General features: G+C 69.9%; 15 protein-coding genes and 1 tRNA gene. 10 read left to right on the top strand and 6 right to left on the bottom strand.

Features of this window, described 5'->3' with window-relative positions; genetic code table 11:
• The coding region (locus LQV45_RS06220) for a prephenate dehydratase domain-containing protein (protein WP_230006241.1) at positions 1–777 on the top strand (777 nt) is incomplete at its 5' end.
• Between the two features lie 143 nt (positions 778–920).
• Here the strand turns inward: LQV45_RS06220 and LQV45_RS06215 are convergent.
• Complete coding sequence (locus LQV45_RS06215) at positions 921–1,979, bottom strand: LLM class flavin-dependent oxidoreductase (RefSeq protein ID WP_374208150.1); 1,059 nt, start codon at positions 1,977–1,979, stop codon at positions 921–923.
• A 95-nt stretch (positions 1,980–2,074) separates the two neighbouring features.
• On the opposite strand from LQV45_RS06215, the gene LQV45_RS06210 reads away from it, so the two are divergent.
• Positions 2,075–2,353, top strand: a complete 279-nt coding sequence (locus tag LQV45_RS06210) for a hypothetical protein (RefSeq protein ID WP_230006240.1) — start codon at positions 2,075–2,077, stop codon at positions 2,351–2,353.
• A gap of 111 nt (positions 2,354–2,464) precedes the next feature.
• Positions 2,465–2,902 carry an Asp23/Gls24 family envelope stress response protein gene (locus LQV45_RS06205; RefSeq protein WP_230006239.1) on the top strand — a complete coding sequence of 146 codons (438 nt, stop codon included), beginning with the start codon at positions 2,465–2,467 and terminating at the stop codon, positions 2,900–2,902.
• A gap of 69 nt (positions 2,903–2,971) precedes the next feature.
• On the opposite strand, the gene LQV45_RS06200 is transcribed toward LQV45_RS06205, so the two are convergent.
• Positions 2,972–4,342 (bottom strand): deoxyribodipyrimidine photo-lyase, encoded by a 1,371-nt coding sequence (locus LQV45_RS06200; RefSeq protein ID WP_230006238.1) that lies wholly within the window; start codon positions 4,340–4,342, stop codon positions 2,972–2,974.
• Positions 4,343–4,507: 165 nt separating this feature from the next.
• Positions 4,508–5,794, bottom strand: coding sequence for a diacylglycerol kinase family protein (locus tag LQV45_RS06195; RefSeq protein ID WP_230006237.1), 1,287 nt, complete (start codon positions 5,792–5,794; stop codon positions 4,508–4,510).
• Between the two features lie 138 nt (positions 5,795–5,932).
• On the opposite strand from LQV45_RS06195, the gene LQV45_RS06190 reads away from it, so the two are divergent.
• Genes LQV45_RS06190 through LQV45_RS06180 form a run of 3 tightly spaced genes read left to right on the top strand, consistent with a single transcriptional unit; the run spans position 5,933 to position 9,289 of the window.
• A complete protein-coding gene (locus LQV45_RS06190) occupies positions 5,933–7,084 on the top strand; it encodes a hypothetical protein (RefSeq protein ID WP_230006236.1) in 1,152 nt (383 codons plus the stop codon).
• 40 nt (positions 7,085–7,124) lie between these two features.
• A complete protein-coding gene (gene serS / locus LQV45_RS06185) occupies positions 7,125–8,393 on the top strand; it encodes a serine--tRNA ligase (protein ID WP_230006235.1) in 1,269 nt (422 codons plus the stop codon).
• Complete coding sequence (locus tag LQV45_RS06180) at positions 8,390–9,289, top strand: HAD family hydrolase (RefSeq protein ID WP_230006234.1); 900 nt, start codon at positions 8,390–8,392, stop codon at positions 9,287–9,289. The genes serS and LQV45_RS06180 overlap by 4 nt, the downstream gene beginning before the upstream one ends.
• On the opposite strand, the gene LQV45_RS06175 is transcribed toward LQV45_RS06180, so the two are convergent.
• A complete protein-coding gene (locus LQV45_RS06175) occupies positions 9,286–10,539 on the bottom strand; it encodes a DUF2254 domain-containing protein (protein WP_230006233.1) in 1,254 nt (417 codons plus the stop codon). The genes LQV45_RS06180 and LQV45_RS06175 overlap by 4 nt on opposite strands.
• An 82-nt stretch (positions 10,540–10,621) precedes the next feature.
• Positions 10,622–12,451, bottom strand: a complete 1,830-nt coding sequence (locus LQV45_RS06170) for a DUF4012 domain-containing protein (RefSeq protein ID WP_230006232.1) — start codon at positions 12,449–12,451, stop codon at positions 10,622–10,624.
• A 328-nt stretch (positions 12,452–12,779) separates the two neighbouring features.
• Between LQV45_RS06170 and LQV45_RS06165 the strand changes: the two genes are divergently transcribed.
• Positions 12,780–12,864 (top strand) — tRNA-Ser (locus tag LQV45_RS06165).
• 42 nt (positions 12,865–12,906) lie between these two features.
• Here the strand turns inward: LQV45_RS06165 and LQV45_RS06160 are convergent.
• Entirely contained in the window at positions 12,907–13,518 is a 612-nt protein-coding gene (locus tag LQV45_RS06160) for a TetR/AcrR family transcriptional regulator (protein WP_230006231.1), read from the bottom strand.
• A 112-nt stretch (positions 13,519–13,630) separates the two neighbouring features.
• Here LQV45_RS06160 and LQV45_RS06155 point away from each other — a divergent pair, with 112 nt between their 5' ends.
• The 3 genes from LQV45_RS06155 to LQV45_RS06145 form a co-directional block, all read left to right on the top strand.
• Positions 13,631–14,716 (top strand): oxygenase MpaB family protein, encoded by a 1,086-nt coding sequence (locus LQV45_RS06155; protein ID WP_230006230.1) that lies wholly within the window; start codon positions 13,631–13,633, stop codon positions 14,714–14,716.
• A gap of 218 nt (positions 14,717–14,934) precedes the next feature.
• Complete coding sequence (locus LQV45_RS06150) at positions 14,935–16,425, top strand: MFS transporter (RefSeq protein ID WP_290370216.1); 1,491 nt, start codon at positions 14,935–14,937, stop codon at positions 16,423–16,425.
• A 171-nt stretch (positions 16,426–16,596) separates the two neighbouring features.
• Positions 16,597–17,731 (top strand): LCP family protein (locus tag LQV45_RS06145; RefSeq protein ID WP_230006229.1); only part of this gene is annotated, 1,135 nt, incomplete at its 3' end.

The following is a 17,731-nucleotide window of genomic DNA, read 5'->3' as shown; positions in this document are numbered from 1 at the left end:
GCGCTCGAGAACTACGTCGACGGGGGCGTCTCCACCGCGCAGGACGCATTGGCCACCGTCCCCGGGCTCCGGATCGTGGGCGAGTACCTCGTGCCGGTCAACTTCGTGCTCGTCGGCCGGCCGGGGATGACTCTCGCCGACGTCTCGCTCGTGGCCGCGCACCCCGTGGCTTACGGCCAGTGCCTCGGGTGGCTCCGCGATCACGTCCCCTCGCACGCGCATCTGCCCGCCGCCAGCAACGTCGCCAGCGCCCTGGGCGTGCTCGACGGCACGAGCGGAGCGGATGCCGCGATCGCGGCGCCCGGGATCGTCGCCCATCACGACGTCGAGGTCCTCGCCGAGAGCATCGGCGACAACGCCAACGCCGTCACCCGGTTCGTGCTCGTGAGCCGCACCGTGGCCCCCGCGCCGCCGACCGGGGCGGACAAGACTTCGCTCATCGTCGAACTCCCCGAGGACCACCCCGGTGCGCTGCTGGAGCTGCTCGAGCAGTTCGCCACCCGGGGGATCAACCTGAGCCTGCTGGCATCCCGCCCCATCGGCGACGCGCTCGGGCGCTACCGCTTCGTGATCGACGCCGACGGGCACGTGCACGACGAGCGCATGGCCGACGCGCTGCTCGGCCTTCGCCGGTTCAGCCCCAAGGTGATCTTCCTCGGGTCGTACGCGCGCGCCGACCGCGCGATCGTGCGGTACCCGCAGCGGTACTCCGACGACGTGTTCGTCGAGGCCCGCGATTGGCTGCGCGGCCTGTTGAGTGGCGAGCCCGAGGCGTAACCCCGGCTCCGCGCCCTTCGAACACCGCGAGACTGCATCCGCCTGACATCTCCACGGCAGTCTGCAACGCAGATGTCAGGCGGATGCAGTCTCGGCGACAGCGCGGCCCCCGCACCGGCGCCGGGCCGGCGCCCGGCGCCGACTCAGGCGGCGACGGGAGCGGCGGCCGCCACGAGCTCGAGCGTCTGCGCGCGGCCGTCGGCAGAGGCCAGCGGCTCGCTGTCGTACGCGCCGGCGACGGGCGAGAGCATGATCTCGTCGACGTCGTAGCGCGCGGCGAACGCCGTGAGCTGCGCGCGCACGTCCTCGCCCGTACCGACGAACCACTTCTGCCGTGTCGAGGCGATGATCGACTCCGCCATCGCGTCGAACGGCTCGGCCTTCGCCTGCTCCACCGTCTCGAGGGGGACGAGGGGTCGGTTCGTCCGCAGCCGCGCCATCATGCGCAGCTGCGGCAGGGCGCGGTCCTCGGCCTCGGCCGCGGTCGGCGCCGCGACGACGTTGGCCGTCACGAAGGTGCGCGGACCCTCGCCCGACTCGTTCGGCTGGAACTGGTCGCGGTACAGCCGCAGGGCGTGCTCGAGGCCCTCGCCCGCGAAGTGATTGGCGAAGACGTACGGCAGACCGAAGCTCGCGGCGAGCTGTGCCGAATAATCGCTCGATCCCAGCAGCCACACCTGTGGCATCCCGGATGCCAGCGGTGTCGCCTTCACCTGATACTCGGTGCCCGAAGTGAAACGCACCGTCGCCCCCTCGGGCGAGGTGAGGGCCATGATGTCGGTCACGTGGTCGGGGAAACGCGAGACGTCGCTCGTCGTGCCCGAACGGTTCAGCAGCTGAGTGATCACCGGGTCGCTGCCCGGGGCGCGTCCGATGCCGAGGTCGATGCGGCCCGGGGCGAGCGCCTCGAGGGCGGCGAACTGCTCGGCGACGATGAGTGGAGAGTGGTTGGGCAGCATGACGCCGCCGGATCCGACGCGGATGCGGGCGGTCCGGGCCGCGGCCGCCGCGATGAGCACCGGCGGGGTCGTCGACGCGACGGCGGGCATGTTGTGGTGCTCGGCGAACCAGTAGCGGCGGTAGCCGAGGCGATCGGCCCGCTCGACCAGATCGAGGGAAGCAGCCACGGCCTGTGCGCTGCTCTGTCCGGCGCGCACCGGGACCAGGTCGAGCACGGAGAAGAAGGGGATCACGTCACTCACCTCAGGGGCAACTCGCCGGACGCGACGGGTATTCCGATCCCACGTCGACCGCAACCCCCTCCGCCTCCGTCCGTGCCCCGCTTAGCGTGACTGCCATGAGCGAAGCACACGTCATGGTTCGGACCCAGATGGTCGTCAATGACGCCGTTTTCGCACTGGCGCAGGGGCAGGACGTCGATGACCTCAAGGCGAGGATCGAGAACGCCGTGGACCTCGGCGGCAGATTCGAGTCGTTCGTGGTGGTGGGCAACCGCGAGATGAGCATGCTGTTCTCGGGTCGGACGGCGGTGACGTTCTCGGTCGAGACGGTGAGCTACGACGAGAGGGACACCGGGGATGCCGACCTCCCGTTCGGGGGCTTCTTCGACGAGTGAACGGACGCTCAGGGTTCTCTCAGGCCGCGCGCGTGACGAACGTCCTCCCCCGAGCGTCTTCCTATTGACTTCGCGGAACACACGGTTCCGCAGGACACGGAAGGAAGCGCCATGGCTCAGAACACCACGACCACCGTCACCCCCACCCCCGTTTCGGCTGACCAGAACGGCGGCTCGACCGTCATCGTGGATGCCGTCGTCGCCAAGGTCGCCGGTATCGCGGCCGCCTCGGTCCCCGGCGTGCACTCCCTCGGCGGCGGTGCCGCGCGGGTGCTCGGCAACATCCGTCAGGCCGTCGGCGCGAAGGACTACGCCCAGGGCGTGAGCGTCGAGGTCGGCGAGACCGAGGTCGCCGCCGACATCGCGATCCAGGTCGACTACCCCGAGCAGCTCCAGCGCGTGGCCTCGAACGTCCGCGCCGCCGTACACGCGGCGATCACGGAGCTCGTGGGCATGAAGGTCGCCGAGATCAACGTCACCGTCGTCGACGTCTTCATCCCCGGCACCGACGAGGACGAGGATTCCACCGCCGACGCGCGCGTCAGCTGATCCCCGCAGAGAAGGGGCGCCGGCTCCGGCCCGCGCCCCTTTCGCGTCCCCGGATGTCGGCCGCGCGACTCAGTCGCCGTTGCGCACCCGGTCGTACGCGTCGAGTGCGCGCTGCCGCGTCTCCTTGAGGTCGACCATCGGCGCCGGCGCGCTGCCGTCGAGGTGTTCGGGGGCCCACCGCCGGATGTACTCGTCGTGCGGGTCGAACTTCTCGCGCTGGGTGTCGGGATTGAACACGCGGAAATAGGGGGCGGCGTCCGCCCCCGATCCCGCGACCCACTGCCAGTTGAACGGATTGCTCGCGGCATCCGCGTCGACCAGGCAGTCCCAGAACCACTCCTCGCCGTGGCGCCAGTCGATGAGCAGATTCTTGGTGAGGAAGGATGCCGTGACCATGCGCACGCGGTTGTGCATGACCCCGGTGTGCCAGAGCTGCTTCATCCCGGCATCCACGACCGCGATTCCCGTCTCGCCGCGTTGCCACGTCTCCAGGTGCGCCCGGTTCAGGGTCGGCCACGGGAAGGCGTCGTACTGTTCGCGCCAGTTCTTGGTCGCCAGGTCGGGGGAGTGGAACAGCACGTGCCAGGCGAACTCGCGCCAGAGGACCTCGGAGAGGAACCCCGTCGCCGACTCGGCATGCGTGCCCGATCCACGGTGCTCGATCGTGGCGTGCCACACCTGGTACGGGCTGATCTCGCCCCAGCGCAGCCGCGGGGACAGGTTCGAGGTCGCCCCTCCGGCGAAGGCGTCGCGCGAGAAGGCGTAGTCGCCGAGGTCGTCGTCGAGGAACTCGCGCAGCCGCGCCTTCGCGGCCGGCTCGCCGGGCTCCCAGGTCTCGCGCAGCCCGCCCGCCCAGTCGGGCCGCGTGGGCCGCAGCGCCCACGCGTCGAGGTCGTCGGACTCGGGTGTCGACGAGGGCCCCGGGATCGTCCGGGCCTCGGCGAGCGGCGCGCGCGGCGCGGGCATCTTCTCGACCGCGCGACGGTAGGGCGTGTACACGCCGTAGGGCGTCCCGGCGCCGGTCCGCACGGTCCACGGCTCGAACAGCAGGTTCGCGGCGAACGACGCGACCGTCACCCCGTCGCCGCGCAGCTTCTCCTTGATGCCCGCGTCGATGTCGCGCTCGGCGCCGCCGTAGCGGCGATTCCAGAACACCGCTCCCGCCCCGGTCTCGTCGACCAGTGCGGGGAGGACCTCCGCCGCACGTCCGCGCCGCAGGACCAGCACGGAGCCGCGCTCGCCGAGGCGTTCGGCGAGGGATGCCAGTGAGTGGTGCAGCCACCACCGCGCGGCCCCGCCGAGGGGGCGTACGCCCGTCGACTCCTCGTCCAGCACGTACACGCCGATGACCGGTTCGCCCCGGTCGATCGCCGCCCGCAACGCGGGATGATCGGTCAGCCGCAGGTCGTCGCGGAACCACACGAGAGACGGGGAAGCCATCCTCCGACGCTATCCGGCCGGGTTTCGGCCTCGCCGGGCTTGACACGCCGCGGCGCTGTTCCGGCATGTCGCCAGATCACGTGATCTGGCCGAAGGCGCCCGATACGGCGCGCCAGGAGGCGTGGTCTCGTCCAGATCACGTGATCTGGACGCCTCCCGCGACCCCTACAGCTTCGACGTGTCGTGGCCGGCGGGGAGGACCACGGCGAGGCCGCCCTCGACGATGCGCGTGTAGATGCGGGTCGCCTCACCGAACTCGTCGCCGTCCAGCTCGATCGGCTGCGCGGGGGCGGTGGCCAGCTCGATGCCGCTCCCGCGCAAGTAGCGCACCGACGAGTCGCGGCGGCGCTCGAGCACACGGCGGCCGGCGCGGAAACGGCGCAGCACCGAGTTGTCCCACCAGATCTTGCGCCATACGCCGATCCAGCCGAGCGGGCCGGTGGGCTGGATGACGGCGACGTCGAGCAGGCCGTCGGCGATGGATGCCTCGGGGATCAAGGCCACGCCGCCGGGAAGCGCGCCGCAGTTCGCGAACAGCACGCTCTGCACCTTCGCGGAGTGCAGGCGGTGACCGTCGAGCTGGTACATGACGCGGAAGGGCTTGGCGTTGACGAGCGAACGCGCCGCACCGTCGACGTAGGCCACCCAGCCCACCGACTTCTTCAGCTCGGGGCGGGTGTTCTGGATCATCGCAGCATCCAGTCCCATTCCCGCCATCACGACGAAGCCGTGCTCCTCGACGGTGCCGTCGGCGCGGCGGATGCGGGCGATGCCGGTGTCGGTGGCGTGCACCTTGCCGTCGAAGGTCGCGCGGATCATCGTGTCAGCGTCGTCGAGCGGAAGGTTGAGGTTACGGGCGAGCAGATTGCCGGTGCCGCTCGGCACGATCGTGAGCGGGATGCCGGTCGAGGTGAGGGCCTCGGCGACCGCCCGGACGGTGCCGTCGCCGCCGGCGACGAGCACGGCATCCACCTCTTCTTCGAGGGCGGCGCGGGTGGCGTCGTCACCGAGGTCGTCGACAGTGGTCTCGTAGAAGAGCGGTTCCGCCCATCCCGCCGCGGCGGCGAGTTCGCTCACGCGGGGACGCAGCACCTCGGGGTCGACCTTGGTGGGGTTGTAGACCAGCGCGGCACGCTTCTTCGACGTCGGCTCGGCGTCCATGGGGGCGTCGCCGCCGTCGGGCGAGACGCGCCGGGCCTCTCCCTCTTCCGCGTCGGAGGTGTCGGGCTCGACGTCGCCGGGCTGATGGATGACGTCGTCGGGATCCGCCGCGCTCTTGGGGTCGTTGTCGGCGGCGACGGTGTCATCCTCGTCGTCCTCCTTGAGGCTGGCGTCGTGGAAGTCCTCGTGCGAGCCCTCCGAGGCCGCCCGGTCCTTCTCGGCCTCGGGGGAGACGGCTTCGTCGTTCTCGGGGGCGTCCGCGTCGTCGCGCGGTTCTTCGGGGGCGGCCATGGCATCCACCATAGGACCGGCGCCGACGACGCCCGTCCGCGCGGACGGGGGTTGACCCGCGGGCTGCGGGATGCGCCGGACGGGGAGTGTTCAGGATGCCGCCCTCGGGTGTTCTTCCGGCGGGTCTACTCTCCGCGCGTGACGTTGTTCGAACAGCCACCGCGGCGGTCGGTGCGGCCGGTCGACGACGGTCCGTTCGCGGCTCTCGCGCGAGCCCGGCGGCGCCGTCGATGGTGGACCGTGACGGCGGTCGGTGGTGCGGTGCTCCTCCTGGTCGCCGGGGTCATGGTGGGCACCGGGGCGGACCGGGTCGTCATCGACCAGGTCGCGGCGTGGACCGGACCGAAGACCCTGCCCGCCGATATCTCCACGGTGGCCGATCGGGCGTTCCTCTCCGAGGGCGGACGCGCGCTGCTGACCGAAGTGGGCGCGCGCGAGGCCCATGGCGACGATCTGAGCGACGTCTGCGGGGGAGTGGACCCCGTGGCGGACCACGTGATCGACGGCTGTTTCACGCCGAAGGGGATCTTCGTCTTCGTGCCGACCGACGCCCGGGTGGCGGATGCCGCGGTGACGACACTCGCGCACGAGCTTCTGCACGCAGCGTTCGTCCGACTCGGCAGGGGCGAGGTGTGGCGCGTCCGGGACCTCTTGCACGAGGCCATCGAACGGGTCGCATCCGACGACCCCGTCCGCCAGCAGATCGACTGGTCCGTCGGTGATCACGAGGAACTCCGAGATACCGAGCTGTTCGCCTACCTCGGCTCCCAAGTGCGGCCGGACGGCGGCTTCGACCCCGAGCTCGAAGAGGTGTACGCCCGGTATTTCACCGACCGTGCCGCGCTCGTCGAGGTCCAGCATCGCGTCACGGCGCAGGTCCAGCAGCTGATCGCCGACTACGAGGGCGCTGTCGACGAACTCACGCGCACGACGACGGATGCCGCGAACGCACACGCCCTTCTCGAGAGCGACCGTCAGACGTACGAGCTGAACCGGCAGAGTTATCAGGGCGACGCCGATCGGTACAACGCCATGGACCCCGTCGAACGCGGGCGCTTTCGGGTGGAATGGTCCAGTTCGGACGGCTCGGCGTACAGCGGCACGTGGTCGGAGGTGCTCGCCGCTCGGTTGGCGGATCTGGATGAGCGTCATGCCGAACTGGAGGCCCGCGCCGTGGCCGTCGAAGCCGCGGATGCCGCGGCCGTCGCGCGGCGCGCCGAGATCGAGGCGCAGTTCGCCGATGTGCTGACCGTGACGCAGGCCCTCGATCCCACCGCTTCCGGCTCGTGAGGCGCGGAATCACCCGAGGCGGCGACCGTAGGATGGACGCGTGATCGACCTGACCCTGCTGCGTGAAGATCCCGAACTGGTGAAGCGCTCCCAGATCGCGCGCGGGGAGTCGCCCGACTCCGTCGACGCCGCGATCGCCGCCGACCGTGATCGCCGCGCCGCGATCACGACGTTCGAAGAGCTCCGGGCCGCGCAGAACGCGCACGGCAAGAAGGTCGCGCAGGCCCCGAAGGACGAGAAGCCCGCGCTCGTGGCCGAGGCGAAGGAGCTCAGCGAGAAGGTCAAGGCCGCGCAGCACGCCGTGACCGCCGCGGAAGAGGCCGCCGATCTGGCGCTGTCGAAGATCGAGAACATCGTCCTCGAGGGCGTCCCCGCCGGCGGCGAGGCGGACTTCGTCACCCTCCGCACGCACGGCGACGTGCCCACGTTCGACTTCGAGCCGCTCGACCACCTCGCGATCGGCGAGAAGCTCGGCGCGATCGACATGGAGCGCGGCACGAAGGTGTCGGGCAGCCGGTTCTACTTCCTCACGGGCATCGGCGCGCGGCTCGAGCTCGCCCTCATGACCCTGGCGCTCGACCGGGCGCTGCAGGCCGGGTTCACCCCGATGATCCCGCCGACGCTCGTGCGTCCCGAGGTCATGCGCGGCACCGGGTTCCTCGGTCAGCACGCCGACGAGGTCTACCACCTGCCCAAGGAAGACCTCTACCTCGTCGGGACGAGCGAGGTGCCCCTCGCCGGCTACCACATGGACGAGATCCTCGACCTCGAGCGCGGTGCCAAGCGGTACGCCGGGTGGTCCACGTGCTACCGCAGCGAAGCCGGCTCGTACGGCAAGGACACCCGCGGCATCATCCGTGTGCACCAGTTCAACAAGCTCGAGATGTTCGTGTACACCGACCCCGCGGATGCCGAAGCCGAGCACGACCGTCTCGTCGCGATGCAGGAGGGCATGCTGCAGGACCTCGGGCTCGCCTACCGCGTGATCGACGTCGCCGCCGGCGACCTCGGTTCCAGCGCCGCACGCAAGTTCGACATCGAGGCGTGGGTGCCCACGCAGGACGCGTACCGCGAGCTCACGAGCACGTCGAACTGCACCACCTATCAGGCGCGCCGCCTGGACACGCGGTTCCGTCCGGCCGACGGCGGCAAGACGCAGCCGGTCGCGACCCTCAACGGCACGCTCGCCACCACCCGGTGGATCGTCGCGCTCCTCGAGACCCACCAGCGCGCCGACGGGTCGGTGACGGTGCCCGAAGTGCTCCGTCCGTACCTGGGTGGACTCGAGGTCATGGAGCCGATCGCGTGACCGACGAGGCCGCCCTGCCCCGCATCGGAGACGTCGAGACGTCGCCGCAGGTCGAGGCGGCCGAGGTCGTCGACGACATCGCCCGGACCGCGCCCGTGGGGCGCATGCTCATCGCCCTCGACATCGACGGCACCGTGCTCCTCGAGGACGAGTCCCTGAGCCCCGGGATCGTGGATGCCGTGCGTCACGCGCAGGACGCCGGCCACGAGGTCATGCTGGCCACCGGTCGCAGCTGGGACAGCACGTTCCCGGTCATGGAGCGCCTCGGCATCCATCCCGAGTACGCGGTGTGCTCGAACGGCGCGATCGTGATGCGCCGGGTGGGCGATGCGGATGCCAGCGAGTACGAGCGTGCGCACGTCGAGACGTTCGACCCGACCGACGTGCTGACGCTGCTGGGCGAGCACCTCGGGGACGCGCACTTCCTCGTCGAGCTGCCCGACGGACAGCGCAACTTCACCGACTACCTCGACGACTGGAACCTGCAGGGCGCCAACCAGGTGACCTTCGAGGAGCTGTCGCACCAGCCCGTCTGCCGCGTGGTGGTCGTCGCGCCCGAGAAGACCGACATGGACTTCCTCCAGCTGGTCGAGCGCATCGGGCTCAGCCAGGTGTCGTACGCGATCGGCTGGACGGCGTGGCTCGACATCGCGCCCCAGGGCGTGAACAAGTCCACCGCCCTCGAGCTCGTGCGGGAGTGGCTCGGCATCCCGCCCGATCACGTGCTCGTGATGGGCGACGGCCGCAACGACATCGAGATGATGCAGTGGGCCGTCTCGCACGGCGGCCGCGCGATCGCGATGCAGCAGGGTCCGCCCGAGGTGCACGAAGCCGCCGGCGAGGTCGGGCTCTCGGTCGGCGAGGGCGGCGTGGCCGCGGTGCTGCGCGGGCTCTAGCCGACCTCGTTCCACGCCTCGCGCATCGACGTGCGCAGCAGGCGAACGTCGTTACGGTCGAGATCGCGCCGACTGCGCTCGAACGCCGCGCGGGCGGCATCCCGGAAGACCTCCGCGTGCCGGGGAGCGGATGCCGCGAGCGAGGCGAGGCACTTCTGCAGGCGCACCTGCACCTCGATGTGGGGCGCGCCGTCGCGGGCGAGCGGGCGGAACGCGTCGGCGACGAGGTCGCGCAGTTCGGCGGGCTCCAGGAAGACGCGGGCGTACGTCACCTCATGGTCGGGCTCGATCGTGATCGCCCGGGTCAGCACGCGTTGCAGCGCCGCGATCACCTCGATGGCGGTGCCGGGGTCGTTCGTCGCGGGGGAGAGGGCGCGGCTGCCGATCTCGGTGAGCGCGATCACGCCGAAGCGCGGGTCCTGCTCGAAGGTGCGGTGATTCTCGATGCGGAAGGCGCGGCGCACCGCCTTCACGAGGTCGTCGTCGATCGCCCCGGCGACGCGGACGAGCGGGGTGCGCGCGTCCGCGATCCGTCCGGGCGTCGCGTCGACGTAGATGCGAGCGTCGTGGTCCTCGGCGAGCCGGTGGAGTGCGCGGACGTCGACGTGAGTCACGTAGCCGACCTGGTCGGTGTGCACGGCTCGGGTTCCCACGGGCACGGTCGTCAGCGCCCGGGCGCCGAGAGTGGGCGACGAGGCGTGCATCTCGAGTGCGGCGGTCGCCGCTTTCTCGACGCGGTCGATGACGTCCGCCATGCGCCCGAACGTCGACAGGTGCGAGATCCACCGCAGCAGCGTGAACACGACGATGCCGATCACCACGAGCGTGCCGACGAACAGGATCGTCCGCCCCTGCTCCGTGTAGTACGGGGTGGAGAGGGCGACGATGCCCACGAGCGAGTAGGTGAACGCTCCGATGAACGTCGACACCGCGTTCTGCGACGTCGTGTCGGCGATGAGCAGGGGAGTGGATCGCGGCGTGGCCGTCGTCGTCGCCGCCGAGAACGCCGTGACCATCGCCGTCACTGAGAAGGTGCTGACGGTGAGCATGGCCGTGGCGATGATCTGCAGCAGAGAGCCGACGGCGTTCTGGCCGAGGTCGATCGTGACGTCGAACGGGAGGAACGGGCCGAGGAACCCGGCGATCAGGGCGACCGCGATGCCGATGAGAGTGAACAGCGCGGCGCGTACCCACACCTTCTTTCCGAGTCGGAAGAAGAAGGATGCCAGTGCCCCGCCGTTCGCCGTCATCCTCCGACGCTAGCCGTACTCGGCGCCCGTGCCCGGTGCCGGAGGGAGCGAGGGTGATCCGGGGACGCCCCGCCGGGACCGCTCAGCCGATCGTGGACAGCAGGATGTTGTCCGACCCCTCGGGGCTCCGGAAGAGCGGGGCGCAGTTCGCGTCGATCGTGACGGCGGTGTCGTTCGCGCCGGGGGTATGGCGGAGCTCGAGCGGGCCGAGGTCGCCCGGCGGCAGTTTCACCGTGTACGAGACGGTGCGCGTCTCCCCCTTCGCGAGCAGCAGCGTCCTGCTCTCGGCGGGGTTCGAGTGGTCGGAGCCCGACCGATCCCGGAAGCGTGGATCCCACCAGTCGCCGATCTCGGGGGTGGTGGACAGGATCTCCCCGCCGGGTGGGGCGAAGAACAGGACGTCGAGCATCATCGTTCTCAGGTCGATCCCGCGCTCGATGTTGCGCAGACCCAGGGTGTACCCGCTCGTGATGGCATCCGTGATGGTGTTGTGCAGGTCCATCGACACGGTGATCGTCCGGTCGTTCGCGTCGCACGTCGCGTGCTGCGAATACGCGAGGTGGTACTCGAGCTTCCCGATGGAGTAGTCGTTGAAGTAGATGCCGAGCTGCGTGGCGTCGACGTTGTCCTCCGGGAGCGTGCCGTCGAGGCCGTACTGGTGGGCCAGGGCCTCCAGGCCGGGGTCGTCGAACCACGCGTAGATGCGACCCTCCTCGGCGCTGCGCACGATCTGGCCCCACATCGTTGCGATGTCCCACTGGCGGCCGGTCAGTTTCGAGAACATCGCCGCGCTGATCTCGCTGAAGTACCGGTCCATGGCCGCGTTGTCGATGCCGAAGCGCTCGTACGGTTCGCTCATGAGCTTGGCCCCGGCGTTCTGGGCGTCGACGGTCTCGCCCGAGGCGAGCGTGATCGGGCCGGTCGCCTCGAGGAGGTGGGCCAGGACGATCGGGTCGATCGAGAACGCGCCGTCGAACTTCGGCTTGTCCGTCCACTCGCGCGTCGCCTGGAACAGTTCGACCGTGGTCGGGAAATGCGGGGTCATGTTGAAGTTCGACGACCAGTTCGTCAACTCTCGCGGGTAGAGCTCCCTCGTCTCGGCGGGCAGGCGGATGAGGGAGCCGTTCACCGTGTCAAAGCCCCGCGACGGGAGGTCGACGTACATGAGGTCGGTGCCGGTGTCGAGGCTCAGGAGGTCGACATTGCCGTCATCGACCTTCAGCACCAGCCACTGGGCGACGCCGCCACCGGTCGCCCGGATTTCCGCGGGAGTCTGGATCATGAGCTGGTAGAGCATCGGGCGCTCGGCGCCCGCGGCGCGAAGGATCTCGGGAAGATGCGCCTCGACCGTCGTGAGGACCGGGGTGGCCTGGTGGATCAGACCCACGAGCTGGTCGACCGGTGCCGAGATCTGCGGCAGGACGCCCGTGCGGTCGATGCTCGTCGCGATGCGCGAGGCCTCGTCGAGCGACGTCCGCACGGTGGGGATGACCGCCCCGGCATGCAGGAACGGTCTCAGGTTGATCCCCGAGCCGCCGCCGGTATCGCCGCCCGATGAGGACATCATCGTCATCACCGGCGGCAGGGACTGCGAAGTGATCGTGCGGGCGATGTCGGTGACGGCGCGCACGGCCAGCACGTTCGTCCGGGCCGCGGGGATCTGCGCCGCGAAATCCCACAGCGGATTCTGGGCGGTGTCGTACGCCCGCTGCGCCCGGGAGACGATGTCGGCGCCCGATCGCTGGATGCCGGCGGCGTCGCCGCTCGCGGCGGCGCGGACGAGCACCTTGGACTGATCCAGGGCCCCTTCGAGGTCGTCGCGCACCTGGACCACCTGCCAGGCGAACGCGCCGGCGGCGAGGAGGGCGGCGAGCAGGACCACCGACAAGGGCCCGCCGACGAGGGCCACCACGACGGAGGCCCGGCGGCGCCACCTCTGCGGTGCGGTCTCTGCGGCGGCGTGGCGTGCGAACGGCTGTTTCGGCGTCAGGCCCGCACTTTGCGGACGGCTTGTCGGCGCGCGTCCCCTCGTCCGTCTGTCCGCCCGCGTCTCCGGCCCCGTCCCCAAGGTCACCGACAGATCGTAACCTCGCGAGGTAACGCTTCCCCCACAGCGCTGTGAACGACGAGCGCCCCCGTTCGGGTCGAGAGCCCCGCTCCGGGCGGCCGCTTCGTGGGTCCTCGACCGGGACGTGTGCTTTCGCGGCGGGCAACCGCGGCTGGGTAGACTCGGGCGATCGGGAGGGTTGTCCGAGCGGCCGATGGACCTGGTCTTGAAAACCAGTGGGCAGAGATGTCCCGTGGGTTCGAATCCCACACCCTCCGCGACGACGAAAGCGGACCCCGCCGGGGTCCGCTTTCGTCGATTCAGGAGGCCGCTGCCCGCTTGCCGAGGACCTCGTCGACCACCCGGCCACAGTATGCTTCCGCGGCCTGCGGATCCGCGGTCGGCGACGGCGCGAGCGCCATGAGCGTGCCCACGAGGACCGCGCCGGTGATCGCGAGCACGATGGTGTCGGGGTCGCGGTCCGGCGTCAGCTCGCCGCGCTCGATCGCCGCGCGCACGAGCGACCGATTGTGGGAGTGGATGACGCTGCGGAACCTCTCGAAATAGCGGTCGAACATGACCCCTCCGGAGCCGCGCTCCGAGCTGACCCGGAGGGCGAACGCTCCCGCCTCGGAGTGGGAGAGGCGCAAGGTCGCCATGGCGATCTCGACGAGTTGTTCGCGGATGCCACCGGAAGACGCTTCCGCGGGGACGAGGGCGTGCGATCGGAGCACGTCTTCCATCAGCTCGTCCGTCGATGTCCAGCGCCGATAGAGCGCCGGCTTGCCGACACCCGCCTCGCGCGCGATGGCCTCGAACGTGAACCCCTGCAGCCCGCTGGCCAGGTACACGCGCTGAGCCGCGAGAAGCACTTTCTCCCTGATCAGCGGGTCGCGCGGCCTGCCCTTGGGGCGAGTCTCCGCGTCGACCACGACCGCACCTGCCTTTCGCGCTCCAGCCTACAGATCTGCCCTTGCGGCGAAGAGAGAGGCGTCCTAATCTACTTGCGTACTAAGTCCGTACGAAATAGACGAAGGAGTCTCCATGTCCACACCGACCGTTTCCGGTGACCGCAAGATCCCCGTCATCACGAAGGACCTGCTCGACGGCGACGTCAACAGGTGGCGCCGCTTCGGCGAGGTGGTCCCCGCGGGCCAGTCCTTCCGATCGGACGGCACACCGGACTATGGCCTCTTCGGCCCGGGATCCGTGACGTGGGAGGTGATGCTGCACCCGGCGACGATCGTCTTCGAGTCCGCGGCCCAGGGTGGCATCCAGTTCCTCTACAAGCCGATCACGGCGGGGATCCGCGACGCTGATCCGATGAGCCGCAAGGCTCGTGCCGGCCGGTTCACCATGTTCGACTTCTTCGAGCGTCTGCAGCGCAACTCCGGTATGCACGCACCGATGTGGCTGGGTGACACGGCAACGGCCACCAGCATGGCCGCGCACCTCCACCGCATCCACGGTCACGTGCAGGGCCCGGTGATCGATCCGGAGGACCCGTCGATCGGCGGGTATGCGGCAGCCGAGCCGCGCGACGCGATGTGGGCCGCGATCACCGAGATGCACGGCATCCTCGGAATCTACGAGAACCTCGCATGGCACGGAGACGAGCCGCCGCGGCCGTTGACCGACGCCCAGCGCGACCAGTACGTCCTCGAGATGGGCCCGTATCTGCGGCTCGTGGGTGCGGAGGAATCCGAGATCCCGACCACCATGGCCGAACTCGACGCGCTGTACGAGAAGTACTGGCCGTACTTCGGCCACTCGAAGAGCGTCTTCCGCGACCTGGAGACCGGCGTCGACATGATCGAGCAGTACTACGCGGTCGGGCGGGAGAACTGGGATCCGAGCCACGCCATCGTGGTCGAGGCTCTCGAAGAGGTCTACCAGCAGTGGATCGAGGTCATGGATGCGATCCTCCCCCAGCGGCTGCAGGAGGCGGCGGGTCGTTCGCCCGAGACCATCGCCGCTTCGGCGGAGATCATTCGAGCGCGGGAAGCGGAAATCCGAGAGATCCAGAATCCGGTCAACGAAGCGCGTCTCATGCGCCTCTTGTGGGGACCGGACGGCGTCGACCTCATCCACAACGCCCGCCGCCTGCAGGAGGCTGCTCCGCGCCTCTAGACATGCTCGACGAGCGGTCAGCGGTCACGCGACGCACGCGGGAGGATTCCGGCCGGCGTGCGTCGCTTGACAAATCTCGTGCACGCTCGGAGAATCCTCAGTGAGATTCCAGCACACGCCCTGGCGGCGAGAGCACCTCGGGTCGGCCGCAAGGCCCGACTCCTGTGGCTCGAAAAGGGAATGCAACGCATTTACCGACGCCACCAAGGAGACGTGTCATGGCTCATTCGTCCGCTGCAGCATCCGGTTCTTCGCCTCACCCGCCCGTCGGCGAGCGGGAGTCGCTCCGCCCCGCCGGGGTGGCGCTGGCGGGGCTCTCGACGGTGTTCCTGTTCGAGATGCTCGACAATTCGATCCTGAACGTCGCGCTCCCCACCATCGGCCGGGAGCTGCACGCCTCCACGACCGGATTGCAGTGGGTCACCGGGGCCTACGCCGTCGTGTTCGGCGGGCTCATGCTGTTCTTCGGTGCGGTCGCCGATCGAGCGGGGCGGCGCCGCGTCATGCTCATCGGGCTCGCGCTGCTCGGGCTCGCCAGTCTCGCCACGGCCTTCGTGACCACGGCCGAAGAGTTGATCGCGGTGCGGGCGGTGATGGGTGTCGCCGCCGCGATGACCACGCCCGGATCCCTCGCTCTCGCCTTCCGGTTGTTCCGCTCCGACGACGCGCGCGTGCGCGCCACGACCCTCATCTCCACCGTCGGTCTGGTCGGACTGGCGATCGGGCCGGCCGTAGGGGGTCTCGTGCTGTCGTGGGCTCCCTGGCAGGTGCTCCTTCTCGTCAACGTCCCGATCGCACTCCTGGCGGGAATCGGCATCCGCGTCGGTATCCCCGCCGACGATCCCGCCGACCTCCACCGGGCCCCGCTCGATGTCGCGGGCGCGTTGACCGGGACCGTCGCGGTGGTCCTGCTGCTCGCCGCGCCGACGATGTTCGTCCAGGACGGCGTCGGTGCGCTGCTGCCGTGGGTGCTCCTCGCGGCGGCGGCCGGCGCGGTCGTGCTCTTCGTGGTGCGTGCCCGCAGGGTCGCTCACCCGATTCTCGATCTGCGTCTCGTGACGTTGCCGCTCGTGTCCAGCGGGCTCCTCTACAAGGCCGCCACCGGTCTCGCGACCGCCGGTCTCGGTTTCTCGGTCACCCTGCAGCTGCAGTCCGACTGGGGGTGGTCGCCGTTCTGGGCGGCGATCGGGATGCTCCCGCAGGTGGTCGTCCTTCTCGCGGGCGGGCTGTTCGTCGGGCCCCTCGTCCGCCGGCTCGGTCTCGATCGCGTCGCCTGGCTCAGTGCGGGAGCGGTCGTGGTCGGCTTGGGGATCTTCGCCGCTTTCGGGCGAGGGGGTTACCCGTGGGTCGCGGCGGCGCTCGTCCTCGTGGCCTTCGGCATCCGTCTGAACGGCGTCGTCGCGGGGACCAACGTCATGAAGGGGATGCCGAGCAATCGCACCACCATCGGCGCCGCCCTCGTGGACACCGCCACCGAGGTCGCGACCGGCGTCGGTGTCGCCGTCACCGGCACGGTCCTGGCCGTCATGTTCACCGGGAGTGTGACGGCCGGCGGCTGGACGCCCGCGCAGGACGCCCAGTTCGAAGCAGCGACCACGACCGGTGGCCTCGTCTTGGCCCTCGTCGCTGCGGGGCTGGTCGTGTGGGGGTACCGGCGATCCCGGGCCGCCGATTCCTCCGGCACGACGCCGGCGCACGCCTCGGCGTGAGGGACGTCGCGAGCCGGCCCGAGGCGGTCGCCCGGCTCGGTCGGTGTCCGCAACACGACCCGCTCCTCCTCACGCACTTCCCAGGAGGTGCTCCCTAAACTGTCTCCGACCTGCGCTTCGTCGCGGTCGTGACGGGCCACCGGTGGCATCCGTCCTCCCGAAAGGACCCGAGTGAGCAAGACCACGACCCCGCGCGGCCGCAAGACCGTCGCGCGTCACGGACGCCTGCGATCGGTCGGACCGCTGGGCCAGCTGTTCCGCGGACTCGCCGTCGCCATGGCCGTGCTGCTGGTGTCCGGTGCCGCCGTGACCGCGTACGCCGTGTACGACCTGTCGTCGAGCTTCACCGCCGACGCCGTCGAGCTGAAGAATCAGCCGGCCGTTCCGCCGGACCTCGGCGAGCTCAAGGGCGGTGTGAATCTGCTCATGGTCGGCACCGACGAGTGCGAGCCCGACTTCGCGCAGTACTTCGGCGACCGCTGCAGCGGACCCGACGCCGAGGGCAACCTCAACGACGTCAACATGCTCGTCCACATCTCCGACGCTCCCCGTCGGGTCACGGTTGTCTCCTTCCCGCGCGACCTGATGGTCCCGATCCCGTCGTGCACCGACGCGAACGGCAACGAGACCTCGGCGATGTCGAAGCAGCAGATCAACAGCGCGTTCATGTACGGCGGACTGTCGTGCGTGGTCGAGACGGTCTCCGAGCTCAGCGGCCAGGAGATCCCCTTCGCCGCGAAGGTCAGCTTCGGCGGTGTCATCAACATCACGGATGCCATCGGCGGCGTCGACGTCTGCATCGCCAACGGCATCAAGGACTCCTACACCGGCATCGACTGGCCCGCCGGCATGCGCACCATCAAGGGTCTGGACGCGCTCCAGTTCCTCCGCACCCGGCACGGTGTCGGCGACGGCGGCGACCTCGGGCGCATCTCGAACCAGCAGCAGTACATGTCGCGCCTGGCCACGAAGCTCAAGAGCGAAGAGGTGCTGTCGAACCCGGCGACGCTGTACAAGCTCGCCTCGACCGCACTGCGCAACGTCGACCCGTCGACGTCGCTCACGAACCCCCTGACGCTCGTGCAGATCGCGATGGCCGTCAAGGACGTGCCGTTCAACGAGATCGTGTTCGTGCAGTACCCCACGTACACCGACCCGTCCGACCCGAACCGCGTCGTCCCCGATCGAGAGGCGGCCGACGCCCTGTGGTCGGCGCTCGCCGCGAACCAGCCGATCCAGCTGTCGGGAGACCTCAGCGGTGGCGACGGTGTCGTCGTCGACGAGAACGCGACGCCCGCTCCCACCG

It is taken from the genome of Microbacterium sp. Bi128, from assembly GCF_918698205.1.
This window is presented reverse-complemented; position numbering and strand designations above follow the sequence as displayed.